13 protein-coding genes are annotated in these 13,442 nt (G+C 56.1%); 7 read left to right on the top strand and 6 right to left on the bottom strand.

Features of this window, described 5'->3' with window-relative positions; translation table 11 throughout:
• Window positions 1-2: 2 nt before the first annotated feature.
• The 3 genes from BM083_RS01930 to BM083_RS01920 are packed head-to-tail and all read right to left on the bottom strand — an operon-like array spanning window position 3 to window position 4,017.
• Complete coding sequence (locus BM083_RS01930; RefSeq protein WP_143085655.1) at window positions 3-1,727, bottom strand: hypothetical protein; 1,725 nt, start codon at window positions 1,725-1,727, stop codon at window positions 3-5.
• 59 nt (window positions 1,728-1,786) lie between these two features.
• Complete coding sequence (locus tag BM083_RS01925) at window positions 1,787-3,313, bottom strand: sulfatase (RefSeq protein WP_245756821.1); 1,527 nt, start codon at window positions 3,311-3,313, stop codon at window positions 1,787-1,789.
• Window positions 3,265-4,017 (bottom strand): glycosyltransferase family 2 protein, encoded by a 753-nt coding sequence (locus BM083_RS01920; protein ID WP_089865029.1) that lies wholly within the window; start codon window positions 4,015-4,017, stop codon window positions 3,265-3,267. The genes BM083_RS01925 and BM083_RS01920 overlap by 49 nt, the downstream gene beginning before the upstream one ends.
• Before the next feature lie 218 nt (window positions 4,018-4,235).
• On the opposite strand from BM083_RS01920, the gene BM083_RS22685 reads away from it, so the two are divergent.
• From BM083_RS22685 to BM083_RS01895, 6 genes are all read left to right on the top strand, one after another.
• The gene (locus BM083_RS22685) at window positions 4,236-4,718 is read left to right on the top strand and encodes a DUF7282 domain-containing protein (protein ID WP_143085654.1); all 483 of its coding nucleotides are present in this window, start codon (window positions 4,236-4,238) and stop codon (window positions 4,716-4,718) included.
• Window positions 4,719-4,940: 222 nt separating this feature from the next.
• Window positions 4,941-5,357: an IS200/IS605 family transposase gene (tnpA, locus tag BM083_RS24095; protein WP_089865026.1), complete on the top strand. Its 417-nt coding sequence runs from the start codon at window positions 4,941-4,943 to the stop codon at window positions 5,355-5,357.
• A gap of 66 nt (window positions 5,358-5,423) precedes the next feature.
• Entirely contained in the window at window positions 5,424-5,699 is a 276-nt protein-coding gene (locus BM083_RS01910) for a DUF8044 family membrane protein (RefSeq protein ID WP_089865024.1), read from the top strand.
• Between the two features lies 1 nt (window position 5,700).
• Window positions 5,701-6,636 (top strand): DUF4350 domain-containing protein, encoded by a 936-nt coding sequence (locus tag BM083_RS23720; RefSeq protein ID WP_089865021.1) that lies wholly within the window; start codon window positions 5,701-5,703, stop codon window positions 6,634-6,636.
• A 73-nt stretch (window positions 6,637-6,709) separates the two neighbouring features.
• Entirely contained in the window at window positions 6,710-7,684 is a 975-nt protein-coding gene (locus tag BM083_RS01900) for an AAA family ATPase (protein ID WP_089865018.1), read from the top strand.
• 174 nt (window positions 7,685-7,858) lie between these two features.
• Window positions 7,859-8,290 carry a VOC family protein gene (locus BM083_RS01895; protein ID WP_218148918.1) on the top strand — a complete coding sequence of 144 codons (432 nt, stop codon included), beginning with the start codon at window positions 7,859-7,861 and terminating at the stop codon, window positions 8,288-8,290.
• 53 nt (window positions 8,291-8,343) lie between these two features.
• Here BM083_RS01895 and BM083_RS01890 read toward each other — a convergent pair whose 3' ends face one another.
• From BM083_RS01890 to BM083_RS01880, 3 genes are read right to left on the bottom strand one after another with little or no spacing between them, the layout of a single operon-like run.
• On the bottom strand, window positions 8,344-9,234 hold the full coding sequence (locus BM083_RS01890; RefSeq protein ID WP_089865012.1) for a DUF7982 domain-containing protein: 891 nt from the start codon (window positions 9,232-9,234) through the stop codon (window positions 8,344-8,346).
• Complete coding sequence (locus BM083_RS01885) at window positions 9,231-9,719, bottom strand: DUF8163 family membrane protein (protein ID WP_143085653.1); 489 nt, start codon at window positions 9,717-9,719, stop codon at window positions 9,231-9,233. The genes BM083_RS01890 and BM083_RS01885 overlap by 4 nt, the downstream gene beginning before the upstream one ends.
• Window positions 9,716-11,113 carry a DUF58 domain-containing protein gene (locus tag BM083_RS01880; protein WP_177197508.1) on the bottom strand — a complete coding sequence of 466 codons (1,398 nt, stop codon included), beginning with the start codon at window positions 11,111-11,113 and terminating at the stop codon, window positions 9,716-9,718. Before BM083_RS01880 ends, BM083_RS01885 begins: the two co-directional genes overlap by 4 nt.
• Window positions 11,114-11,295: 182 nt before the next feature.
• Between BM083_RS01880 and BM083_RS01875 the strand changes: the two genes are divergently transcribed.
• Complete coding sequence (locus BM083_RS01875; RefSeq protein WP_143085652.1) at window positions 11,296-13,416, top strand: hypothetical protein; 2,121 nt, start codon at window positions 11,296-11,298, stop codon at window positions 13,414-13,416.
• Window positions 13,417-13,442 lie beyond the last annotated feature (26 nt).

Below are 13,442 nucleotides of genomic sequence, written 5' to 3'. Positions count from 1 at the left end.
CGCTACGTACATACCGACGCCTCGCCTCGAAGATACACTCTCGTGCCTCGATTGTCGTAGATACGGTTGCCGAACTGTCGAAACTGGTGCAGGCAGTTGAGCGGCTGGCGACGATTCGATTCTCGCTTTTCCAGCTGTGCACGGGTCCGTTCGACCCGATCGACGACATAGAGCGCATCTGGTTCCTGATCGTTTACTAACCACGAATATGCCGCCGAACGCTCTTCGTAGCGTTGCTTCCCAATCATGTCGCCCGGAGACCAGCGGTAACTCGCTGGCTTTCCATACATGCCTTCGATGATCCAGAACGTCATCCACGTCCCGATGATGTTTGTTGTCCGGTGCTGTGCGACCCACTGCACCCCTGTAACCTGTGGCTCGGTTGCCGAGTAGGTGGCCTTCCCAGTCACGGGAGAGCCAAATGCAGTTCCGAGACCCGCAATGAGAATCATGACAGCAAACCCGACAGCGAGGAGTTCATGGGGTCGCTTCGAGTACTGTCGAAATACACCGATTGCGAGCGGGAGGACAAGCAGCGGAGCCACTTGGACGACTCGATAGATTGTAATCCCCTTCGTTGAGAGTACTGCCCCCACAAGGAGCGCCGTCCCAATCAGCGACCCAGCGACCATGACAACCAGCGAGTTGTGCCAGAACCGACGCGACGGCGAGGGAAGAAGCAGTGAGACGACAGCTGCAAACCCAAGCGACAGGACGTAGGCTAACCGAGCGAGTGCTTCCACCGCTCCCCGTGGGGTGAGTAGCTTTGCGAAGAGGGATGGCTGCGTCTGCGTGGGTCCGTCTGTGGCCGCTGGAGGCGATTGCGTCTGCAGCGAGCCAACCGTTTCAATGATCGACGCAATCACCTGCTGTCCAATCGACGAGACGAAGGCGACATAGACGACGAACGCAGCAGCCAAAAGAGACAGCATGGCTGTGAGCTTCCAGCCCGGTCTGTACTGCTGGTCATCCACCCAGAATAGACGAGCGACGAAGGCAGTCGTGATGATGACGAGTGCACAGAACGCAACAAAGGGGTGGAGCCACAGCAGTGGAAAGGTGAGGACAACAGCGAGTACCGCCATCGCCCGACGTGGAGTAAACGCATAGACCACCCAGTAAATGACCAACACGAACGGCATCGCGAGGGTGAATGGCCGTGCGATGACGCCGAGGAGCAATGCCGGAGCACCCACGATGAGGAGTGTCTGTCCAGCGACAGCCGAGAGGGGAATTCGTCGCATCAGCATGGAGAGAAACCCGATGCCAGCACTCACAGCAATGATGGGCACGCCCATGAGGACCTGCTGCTTACTAAGCTCGGTGAGCGCTGTCACAGCGAGGAGGAGTGCATGGAAGAGCGGATAGGGATTGTTCACCGGATTCAGTTGGGCTGTGGTGAGTGTATCGAGATGGACCCATGGGTCGTGGAGTCCGAACGGATAGCCCCACTGTAGCGTCATACTGACGATAGCCAGCGTTGCAATGAGTGTGAACGTCGAGACGGTCGCCCACCCAAGCCGTCGCCAGCGCACGGCCCACAGCATCAGTAGGTGACCCGCAAAGAGAAACAACCAGAACCCAGCGAGCTGTGTATAGATGTCCTCCCACGGCCCAACCGGGAGTGACCCGATTCGAAGCGCGCCAATGCTGCACACTACCAGCAGATATGAGAGGGCAACAGCTGGCGTCGTCGTTGCGCGACGGCGAATAGATACTCCCGGCATACTGTCTCGTTATTTTAGCAGAATCGCGTATCTACGAAATAGTTGTCCCTGCGAACGGATCACTTCGAGTCAGAGTCCACTTGGAGATACCCCAGTGCGTCTAAAATCTGTGCTGTGTTCTCATCAGGTTTGACCTGCGTCGCCGATTCAGCAGAGTCCAGCGACGACTGCCACTGCTCAAGTTTCGAGTTAAGCTGTGCCGTCGTCGTCGGGTGATTTGAACACGACAGTTCGCTCTCACCGTCAGTCACATCGTACAGCTCAGTCTCTCCCCGTGAGTCTCGAACGAGTTTGTGCTCGGTGGTCCGAACTGCATGGAGTGCTCTGTCGTACGTCGACATCACATCGTGTGGGTCACCAACCCGCTGTTCAATCGTCTCTGGAGTGGGTTGGGGTGCTTTGTACTCCGCAAAGACGTGCGTCCGACCTTGCTCGGAAGGGTGGGGCAGTGACGTCCCAGCCAGTTGATCCCGCAAGGCAGGCGCAGCGAGATCTGTCTCGTCGAGCAGCGTCGGCACTACATCGAGCAACTGGACGAGTTGATCCCGTTGTCCCCCGTTGGTAAACGACCCCCCCGTGATGACGAGTGGGACATGCAGGAGGGTGTCGAAAAGCCCGTATTGGTGGTCCATCAATCCGTGTTCACCGATATTCTCGCCGTGATCACCGACGATGACGAACAGTGTGTTCTCCCACTGGTCGGTCGCGCGAAGGGTCTCACAGAGTGCGCCGATGTGGGAATCGAGATAGGAGAGTTCTGCCTTGTAGAGCCCTCGGAGAATCTCGAAGTCACGCTCGGACAACGAGAGTTGGTTCGTCAGATAGCGCCATGGATTCTGGGGGATAGCCATCGCTTCGTCGTATGACACGTCGTCTGGAAGATGCTGCTGTGCATAGGATTTCGGCGGCTGATACTCGAGGTGTGGTTCCAGATAGTTTCCAAAGAGGAAGAACGGGCGATCCTGTGAGCGGGTCTGCAGCCACTCTTGGACCCACTCAGTTGTTCGAGCAGCACCGCTATCGCCTCGAGAGCTGAACCGGAATTTGGCGTAGGCTGCATTGAGTGTGTTCGTAAGTGGATTCCCATCGAACAGTCGATGCAGTAACCGAAGCCACAACGCTCGCCCGTTGTTCGTAAGTCCGACTTCGCCGAGATCCGTCTCTGATTGAACCAGTTGCCACCCCCGGTAGAAGGTCTCAAAACCACGACCGAATCCGAAGGCGTCGCTTATCCACGCGTTGTTCGAGGCGGCGACGGTCTCATAGCCATGGTCAGCGAATGCCGCTGGTAGTGTGATGAGGTCAGGTCCGAGGCGTCGATGACCGGCATGGGCCCCGTGTGTCGATGAGTAGGTGCCTGTGAAAAGCGACGCGTGCGATGGCATTGTCCATGGGGCGCTACTGAACGCTTCTGTGTAAGCAGTCCCCGATTCTGCAATAGCAGCGATGTTCGGTGTCACAGCCGCTGGCTGAACTGTATCGACACAATCAGCTCGGGCGGTATCCAACACGAGGAGGACGACGTTCGGTCGGGTAGTCACTGATACTCCGAGCGATTGCTCACGATGTACTTGAGATGACGCCATCCATCAGAGAAACTCTCCAGTGTTGCCTCACCAACGCGCTCATGATAGGTGATTGGGAGCTCTTCAATCCGCAGCCCTTCAGCTTGTGCAGCCATAAGCATCTCGCTGGCAAACTCCATGCCATTGCTGTCGAGTTGCAATGTCTGATAGGCATCTCGAGAGAGAACCCGAAGGCCACTGTGTGCATCGCTGACTTCGAGGTCATAACAGCAGGTGAGGAGTTTCGTCAGCAAGGGATTGCCAAGATACCTGTGCAGTGGTGGCATCGCTCCTGGAAGGATGGTTCCGTCAAATCGACTCCCAAGGACGATGTCTGCGTTGTCGCTCATCACACAGTCCACGAGTGGAGGAATCTCTTCGAAGTCATAGGTCGTATCTGCATCGCCCATCACGAGATAGTCTCCTCTGCTTCGCTCGAACCCGTAGCGACACGCAGACCCATAGCCTGGCTTATCTGGTGTCACAACAATCGCATCCATTTCAGTTGCGATACGTGGTGTACTGTCGCTCGAGCTATCGCTCACGATGATTTCCGCCTGGACACCGAGCGTCGCGATTGCACGCTTTACTTTGGTGATACACGTGGCAATCCCTTGTGCTTCGTTCAACGTTGGCAACACGACACTGAGTGTCGGCGATCGGGAGCTCTGCTCTGGAACGAGCAATGAGTCAGATGTGTGTGTATCGGTGCTATTCGAGCCCATATATATTTCAGTTTGATAGAACGCTCGTTAATCGAAGACGTCTCATACGTAGTTTATCGTCGTATATCAGTGTATACGAATCGGTGTTTCTTTCCAATATTCGCTATTGTCCGCGTGACCCCGCTTGAAGACGAGATATGCGCTCGAAGCGCTCAAAATGGTGATAATAATCCCAGGGCAAAAAGTACATACATGAGAAGCAGACATTTGTATCCGTCATGACACCAGACCCTGCTCGCATACGTCCCTCCAGACGGCAAGCGCTCAAAACTCTTGGCGCAGTAGTCGCTACAGTTGGCATTGGATCAACCACAGCTGTTGCCGATCAAGATACGTCCAGCTCGGAAGAAGCACCGGCAGTCACTATTGAAGATCAATCACTACACAATGGCACGGTTTACATCTCGGAAGCTACGCTCCCAGAAGATGGCTTTGTAGCGCTCCACAATGCATCGTCCATCCTTGAAGGACCCGTTCTCGGTGTTTCTGCCCCACTCACAGAAGGATCTTATTCGCGTCTCCCAATCGAACTGGACGAGTACCCAGACAAGCCCCTAACTGTCGCAGCAATCGTCCATCGGGATACACCCTCTGACGGTGTGTTCACTTTCCCTGAAGATGGTGATAACTCGATAGTTGATGATGGACTCCTCACGTACGATTCCGCACAGATGAATCCTGAATTTGGCGGAGGTTGTTGATACCCGTCTCTCCATCGGACCACAAGAGAGGTTGACCGGCTGACCTCCTCACGACTCAATTCTCGCCTCATCGGCTGCACCACACGATCGCGAGACAGCTCTCTCTCGATAATCTGCTACACAAAGTGAGTCCCGCACAGCAAACGCTGAGAAAACTATAATTTTGTAATAAGTTCAATATAGAAGACATTTTATTCTAGTAGCATGAACGTATGAGGCGGAATGTCACAACGAGGTCCCCCCGGGTCAGACACTCACCTGCGCTTTTCGCTTGAGTATCATGCCATACTCATCACGAAACAGCACGCAGATTTGTTAGACGACGATGTTTCTACTCGGTTCCACGAGTTGGCAGAAACCGTTGCCCCACAATACGACGTCACTATCGAATTCACGAAGGGTGCTACAGACCACCTGTATCTCCAGTTCACTGCGACACCGACGACCAACCTCAACGAGTTTCTCACGACACTCAAAGGAGTTACTTCACGACGACTGCGTGGAGAGTTTCCCCATCTTGAAACCCGTTTCGAACGAGGAGTATGGCAGTCAGGCTACTATCTCTCGACGACTGGCTCTGTGACAATTGAAGAAATTATCACGTACGTCGAAGGTCCGACTAACTCGTCGTTGAACTGAGGCGTCACTCTTTGATTTCGACGACAGTCCGGTAGCTTAGTAAGCCCACATCTCTGACTACTCGTCATGGTTACGACGCGTCGAGAGCGGTTCATCCGCGCACAGGTTGCGTGGATGACTGCAGCACTCCTTGTGCTTGCACTGCTCGACGCACTCACTCTCGAGCTGTTCTTCGTCGTCTGTTTAATCGGCTTTCTCGTCGTCGTCGAACTGACAGCCCCGTTCAGCGTGACACCGACATGGCGAGCCCGACTCAAGTGGATTATCGGTCTCGGTTTAGCCGTGTTTGGCTATATCGTCGTCCGACGCATCCTCGAAATACTGCCAGAAGGGGTGCTCTGAGATGGACTGGCGCTCACTGCGGAACGACTATCCACGCCTTCTACTCGTCTCGCTTATTGGCGTTGTCGCGCTTGCTATCATCGTCGCGGCAAGTACTTCGACAGCAGCGTTCGGTGTGTACAACAGTGCGTGGGACGGCGCTTCCGGACTCCAAGCAGAGGCAGACGCAGTTGGGACTGAAAGCGAAATCGCACTCAATACGACAGCATACGAGACAGCCGACGCAAACCGCACAGTAGCGGTCGTCCTCTCACCCGAGACACGGTACAACGCGACGGACACGCAGCGCGTCCAGCAGTTTGTCGAATCTGGTGGAACACTCGTCGTCGCCGAGGACTATGGTACACATAGTAACGACTTGTTGGCTACAGTCGGTGCGAGCGCGTCTGTCACAGGACAACCCCTCCGTGATGAACGCAACAGCTACCGATCTCCCGCGATGCCTATTGCGACGAACGTAACGAACGACTCACTGACGGCAAACGTGAGTCAGCTCACAATTAATCACGGGACGGTTGTTGAACCGAACGGTGCAGACGTCCTCGTTCGCTCTTCGGAATTCTCGTATCTTGACGCTAACCGCAACGAGCAGCTGGACGATAGTGAATCGCTACAACAGTACCCTGTCGTCACGACAGAATCTGTTGGCGACGGTCGCGTTGTCGTCGTCAGCGACCCGAGTCTGTTCATCAATGCGATGCTTGAGCGCCCAGGAAATCAACAGTTCACACAGAATCTTTTTGGGGCACACGAGCGTGTCCTTCTGGATTACTCACATGCAGGCAAACAGCCACCACTCGCTGTCGGGCTCTTGACTGTCCGTGAGTCGCCGCTCTTACAGGTACTTCTCGGCGCACTGGGTCTGGGAGCAATTATCGTGTGGCTTCGCCCACCGCAACGAGTGCGGCACCTGTTCGGCGCTAAACCAGACGATTGAGATTTAAGACGACATGTCGCGCAGATATAGCGAATGGCAGGTGTTTTAGTCCAGTAGACAGAGCAATCGAATAATGAGTTCTCCCCAAGAAGTCTTCGAGGCCATCCGTGCAGAGGCTGGCACGGTCCTCATCGGCAACGAAGACATCATAGAAGGGCTGACTATCTCTATGCTTACTGGTGGGCACACTTTGCTCGAAGGCGTTCCGGGGGTCGCGAAGACGACAATCGCGACTCTCTTTGCACGAAGTACCGGGCTCCAGTACCAACGTATCCAAATGACGCCTGACGTGCTCCCTGCAGACATTACGGGAACACACATCTATCGAGAGAATCTCGGCGAGTTCGAACTACAACGCGGCCCGGTTTTCGCGAACCTCGTCTTAGCTGACGAGATTAATCGGGCGACGCCGAAGACACAGAGTGCACTGCTGGAGGCGATGCAGGAAGGGAACGTGACGATCGAGGGAGATACGCTGGAACTCCCGAAGCCATTTATGGTCGTTGCAACGCAGAACCCGATTGAGCAGGAAGGGACGTTCGAGCTGCCGGAAGCACAACGCGACCGCTTCCAGCTCAAGTACGTCGTTGATCTTCCCCAGCGTGCCGAAGAAAAAGAGATGCTCAAGCGATTCGATTCAAGTCCAGCGCTTGGCCCCAATTCGATTGAACGCGTCGTCACGGCCGGTGACCTCCTCGCTGCACGAGAGGTCGTTAACGAGATTTACGTCGACGAGAAGGTCCACGAGTACATCTTGGATCTCGTCGCCGCGACGCGAGAGTCTGAAGCTGTCGAACACGGTGCCTCGCCGCGTGCGTCACTCGCGTTCTTGAACGCCGGTAAAGCACGGGCAGCGATTCGTGGTCGTGACTTCGTTACTCCGGATGACGTCAAAGCACTGGCACCAAACGTCCTTATCCATCGGTTGATTCTTGGGACCGAAGCGGAGCTCAGTGGCCGTTCACGGAAAGAAATCGTCAACGAGATTCTTGGGAGCGTCTCAATCCCACAACAGGACCTCGATGCTGATGAAGCGACAGTCGGGTAGTGCCTCACAGACCACACAGAAGAATCGAGGTGCCTCCGATCAGTTCACGGGTGTACAAAAAAAGCCCCGCTCGACTTAGCCGGGGTCGATCTAAGATTGCGATGAAACTCCCCGCCAGCGAAGCCTATTTTCGCATCCCGCACCTATTTTTCTCGGACTATGGCGATCAAGCGAATGGACAACGTCCTCATCGTGGTCGAGGACCTCGAAACTGTGAAGGCGTTTTTTACGGATCTCGGCATGGAGTTGGAGGGCGAGACACGCGTCGAGGGAGAGTGGGTGGATCGCGTCGTGGGCCTCGAGAACGTCCAGAGCAATATCGTCATGATGCGGACCCCCGATGGCCACAGCCGCGTCGAGCTCTCGAAGTTCGTCACGCCCAAAGCCACCTGCGATGGATTTGAGAGACAGGCAGTGAACACGCTGGGGATACGCCGTATCATGTTCACCGTCGATAACATCGACGAAGTCCTCGACCGCCTCGACTCTCACGAAGCCGAACTCGTAGGCGAAGTCGCCCAGTACGAAGACGTGTACCGCCTCTGCTTCGTGCGCGGCCCCGAAGGCATCATCGTCGGGTTGGCCGAGGAGATCGACGGAGCCTAGCGGGCACCCCATGTTCGTGGCGGTCACCGCCCGAGCCACGGTCTTCACCGTTCTTAATTCTGATCGGCTGATGCTTCAGGCTTCCATCGGCATGTGACACGGAAATCAGCACTGGTAGTGTCCTCTGGGTTGTGTGTTACTTCAGTCCCAATGGGAGTTTCCAACCCGACTGCAAGTCCAACAGCAAGGAACGACCCAACCGGATGGTCGACGCCGCTATCGAGTTCATAGGCACTGTTAGTCACAGCCACCGTCGCCCGGCCCGCTTCGCGATCCACGTCTGCGGTTGCCGTATCAACTAGCTCGAAGACGTTCACGAGTGCGTCAGTGAGTTGCGTGCTGACCTCACTGGGTGTTGATCCCAGGGGGCCAGAAACGGTTCGCTCGAACTCGTTGAAAAGCGTCTGCCCGGTTGGGGTGAGCGCAACGCCACGCTCGCGTTCGTTTTCGGTGATGACGAGCGTCGACATGAGAGCATCAGCTGAGGGAATGTCGTACTCTGCATGCTGGGGAATAAACAGCCGAGCAGTCTCTGTCTCGTGTGAAACATATAGGCGGGTATCGGACAACCCAAGCTCACGAATCAGTGCCGTTTCGTTGCGCATAAGCGCTCGATAGATGCGCTCACCAACGTCAGCTGCGATAAATCGCTCCGGGGTGAGATAGTACGTTAACACCCCCGCAAAGAGGCCGATCCCTGCCAATGCGAACAAGACGGTCTGTGCGGCAGGGAACAGTAGTGCACCGGCTGCAGCAACCGCTCCGATCGCACCGAGGCCGAGTGCACTTCGCCGATAGCTAGTGCGCCGTGCCCTCACGTACTGTTCGCGAAGACGGCTGTTTTCGGCCTGAAGCAGTTGCAGTTCATCGCGGAGATTCTCCGCAGAGAGGTCTGTCTGCGTCTCCGTGCCTGTGTCGCTTTGAGTAGGTTGCTGTTGGCTCATGTTTCTTGGCGAACGAGATTGAGTTGTACGAGTTCCACTCGGTGCAGTCCGTACGCAACGAACGCGATAAGTGCAGTCCATACTGCGGCGACGACCCATAGCTGTTCGCTGAGGACGAGTGCTGCAACACCAATACCACCGAGGATGGCGAGCGCCATCACGGTTCCAAGTTGGTACCGGCCCGAGTTATCCAGCAGTGAATACTCCGAGAGGAGGATACAGCAGAGTCCACACTCAACAATCACAATCGCGATGACTGCCCCGTCGGTCGGTAGACCAAGCAGAAGAACCTGCCCGAGAGCAAATGCAAACGGTGATGAAAGCACAACCACACCGAGACCAAGCACCCCAACAAAGACGAGTGCAATCGGCCCAGCGAGCCACACTGCAGCCATGGATGTGAGTACTAACCCACAGAGTGCGAGTAGTGATGGTCGTGACCACGATCTTGGGCCACGTACATCCGAGTGGGAGTCTGTCTTCATGAGCTGGACTCCGAAGGTGGGGATACTGACTCGCTGTTGAGAATGGTCTTGAGCTGCTCACTTGGGCCAACCTCGAACGTGGTTACACGGGGGAGGCCGTGGAGCTCACGTCTGAACTCTTCGAATGAGACATAGCGTTGGTGGGTCTCACTCCGAGTAGCCAGACTCCTCTCCTCAAACAACACTGCAGGGGTGAGAAAGATGAGTACACTGTGCCCGCGTTTCGACGCGATACGAGCCGTCTCACGAAGCTGGTCTCTGTTACTATCGTTGGTGAGAATCATCGTCCACGTCTGGCCAACCTCATTCATCTGTGCGCGACGAACTGCCTCAAATAAGGGGTCGCCTTGGATCCGTTGCACGTAGGCATCGCTGGCATCGAGAAATGGGCTGATGCGTTCGCTGAGTACGGAGTCGTCCATGCTGAGCAGCCGTAAGGCACGACGAGCAGCAGCGGGATGAGCGGTGGTTTCTGTGTCAGGTGATTGGGATTCTGGTCGCGTTGGTTCGAGTTCGTGGAGTGCTCGCCGAATCTGTTGGTAGCCCGCAGACGTTGCGGTGGGTGCACGGGTTACAGTCAGTCCGTCGTCGCCGACGCCGTAAAGACCGAGAGCATCGTTGTATTCGGCCGCTGATTGGACGAGACCGAGTCCAACCTCACGGGTAAAATCGAGCATTGTTCGCCCAGTCGGGCCAACGCCCATCGCTGCTCGTTGGTCGACAATCAGTAACGTCGTCCGCTCTGCTTCGACTTCGAACTCACGAATATATGGAGAGGCTTGTCGAGCGGTGGCCTTCCAGTCGATTCGATTGAGTGCATCACCCGGGAGATACTGTCGAAGCCCAGCGGGTGTGAGACCAGCACCCGACTGGTTCTGTGGGTGGTCACCGTAGGCAGCAAGCATCCGGTCACCACCCTGTCCGATGTGAATATCGCGTGGTGTCCGCGGTTCGACGGTGAGCGTCTCAGTCGGTCCACGTTGATACGTCTCTTTGAAGAGTCCTTGTCGGTCGGCCAACGTAACCGTTGGCTCGCTAAGCTCCACACGTCCAGCCAGCGGCACCGTCATCTCGAATGACGTGGTTGCTGACGTCGTTCCTGGTGCAAGCCGCAGTTGCCGTTCGGATTCGTCGATTGGATCGGCAGCGAGTGGCGGTTGGGCTGTCACCGTGACAGCGACATCACTTTCCGTTGGTCGCTGTGCACTCATCGTTACGAACATCGTGTCGTCGACGGCGACTCGAGACTGCGAGAGCGTATACTCGACGTCGAGACTGTCGTCTGTGTCCGTGAAGGCACTCACGGTAGTTGCTTGAGAGACGACCAACACTGCACCGATACCGGCAGCACCACTGAGTACGAGCGGTCGTTCGAGGACGACCGCAAGCAGCACAAAAAACACCCCAACTCCAACCAGTGCCCAATATCGGCGTGAGGGGTGCATTGTCCGAACTAATCGGAGGTATGCAGTTGAAGCTTGCGCATATCTTTCGGTTGCGATAGTCGTAAATTCGTTCGAATTTCTCTCTGTTGGAGACGAAAGTATCTTTATGCACTCCTCGATATCGTTGTGGTGTGACCCCGTGGTCTAACTCCAACTGGCGGGTGGTGATACTCACAGCGGTAGTATTCATCTCGCTGTGCGCACCACCTGCCGCCGCACTGGGGTCGTCATCGTCACTCTCACTTTCATCGTCTGCGCCCACTGCACTCGAATCCGGAGTCTACCAACAACAGAACAATTCGACCGTTCAACACGAAAACCCGGATTCAGCGAACCAAGACGGCAATCTCGACGCCGTCGAGTCCTATCTCGCACGCATCCTCGCAGAGCGACTGGGAGACAGCAGCATCCAATTAAATCAAGGCGAATACGAACAAGCACGGCAGCTTGTCGGCGACGACTATTCGAAGAATCTGGAGAAGTACATCGACGTCGCCGGCGACACGGGCAACGAGCGAACGGCCGATCGATTCGAAGAGACCCAAGAGACCCAGCAAGGGTATACGGACACTGTCCAGAACTTCCGTCAAACGTACGACGAGTATCAAGAGGCCAAACAAAACGGCAACGAACAGCGAGCTCGCGAACTGGCCCGTGAGCTCAATACCCTTGCTCAGCGGTCGAATCGCCAATCGACACAGCTCAACGAGTCGTATACGGCGCTCTCGAATCAGACAGGGGCGGACTTTACCGACGCCCAAGAATCGGTCGACGAAATTCAACAGAACATCTCTACACAGGAGCAATCGGTTCTCGAAGAAGAGTTCACGCCCACAACGTTGGCCGTCGACGCCGAGCCATCGACGATCTCGTTTCGAGAGCCGTTGCAGGTAAGTGGGCAGTTGACGACCGAAGACGGGTCTGCGCTTGCCGACCAGACGATTCGGCTCGAGACAGCCGGACGCAACGTCACAACGACGACGGACGCTGACGGCGAGTTCTCGCTTACCTACCGACCAACAGTTCTCCCTCTCTCGACAGAGAACGTCACTGTCCGCTACGTTCCGGAAGCCTCGTCGATCTATCTCGGAGCGAACGAGACAGTCGACGTCTCCGTCAGTCAAACAGACGCAACACTCCAAGTCACGGAGTCGCCCACAGCGGTTGCATACGGCGATGAACTAACCGTCACGGGGAGCGTCGCCGTCGACGATGTGGCCGTCGCAGACGCCCCACTGATAGTGTCCGTTGGTTCGACGCCGATTGCGACGACACGAACAACGTCTGAGGGTGGCTTCCAAGTCGAGACGACACTCCCGGCAAATGTTTCGGCCGGCTCTCAAGAACTACGTGTCCGGCTGAGCGGGCAAGACAGAGCAGTGACTGCGACGCCGGCAACGACACCGATACAGATCGAAGAGACGCCGACGTCGCTTACCGTCGACGCCAACAACAGTTCGAGTCGATCGGTGACTGTCGCTGGGCAATTCCAAACAGCAGATGGCCGTCCGCTCAGCGGCCACGAACTCGAGTTCGTGGTTGATGGCACCCTCGTTGGGACGACGACAACAGCCTCCGAAGGTCGCTATCGCACACAGCTCCAGATTCCGAAACAGCAACTCTCTGGCGAGGCCACTGCAGTGCAGATTACCGCGGTCTACACTGGTGAGAGAACGAATCTAGCGAGTACTCGAGCCAAGACCCTCGTTACTGTCACAACCGCCGGCAATGGAGATGTGGCCAACACGTTCTTCCCGGGAGACGATTCGTCTGTGCTGTACTGGATCGGTGGGGGGCTGGCTGTGGTGTTGCTCCTCGCTGGCGGTGGGCTTCTCTATCTTCGCCGTACTACAGCAGAGCCAACACAGCCAACGGACACGGAAGATACGTTCGCGACAACACCAGACCAACCGGATAGCACACTGGAAGCGGATCAGTCACTGCTCGAACTCGCACAGACACGAGTTGCGAGTGGTGAGACAAAAACCGCAATCGAGGCGGCGTATGAAGCACTTCGAGCTCGGTTTGCAGCACCGCTCGGATTGAGTTCGGCGGCGACGCACTGGGAACTGTATCGCGCGTATCAAGCACAGATTGGAGAGCATACAACCACGCTACGGGAGTTCGTCGAACGATACGAACGCGCAACGTACGGTCGAGACGCGCCCTCGCCTGATGAGGCATCCGAAGCGGTTTCGCTCTCATCGACCGTTCTCGAGTCAGAAACACGCTCGTCGAGTGACGACGACTGAAGGACGAGACTTTAGCGCCCTGAACC

The sequence above is a fragment of the Halogranum rubrum genome (assembly GCF_900114455.1).
Taxonomy (GTDB): Archaea; Halobacteriota; Halobacteria; order Halobacteriales; family Haloferacaceae; genus Halogranum; species Halogranum rubrum.
This window is presented reverse-complemented; position numbering and strand designations above follow the sequence as displayed.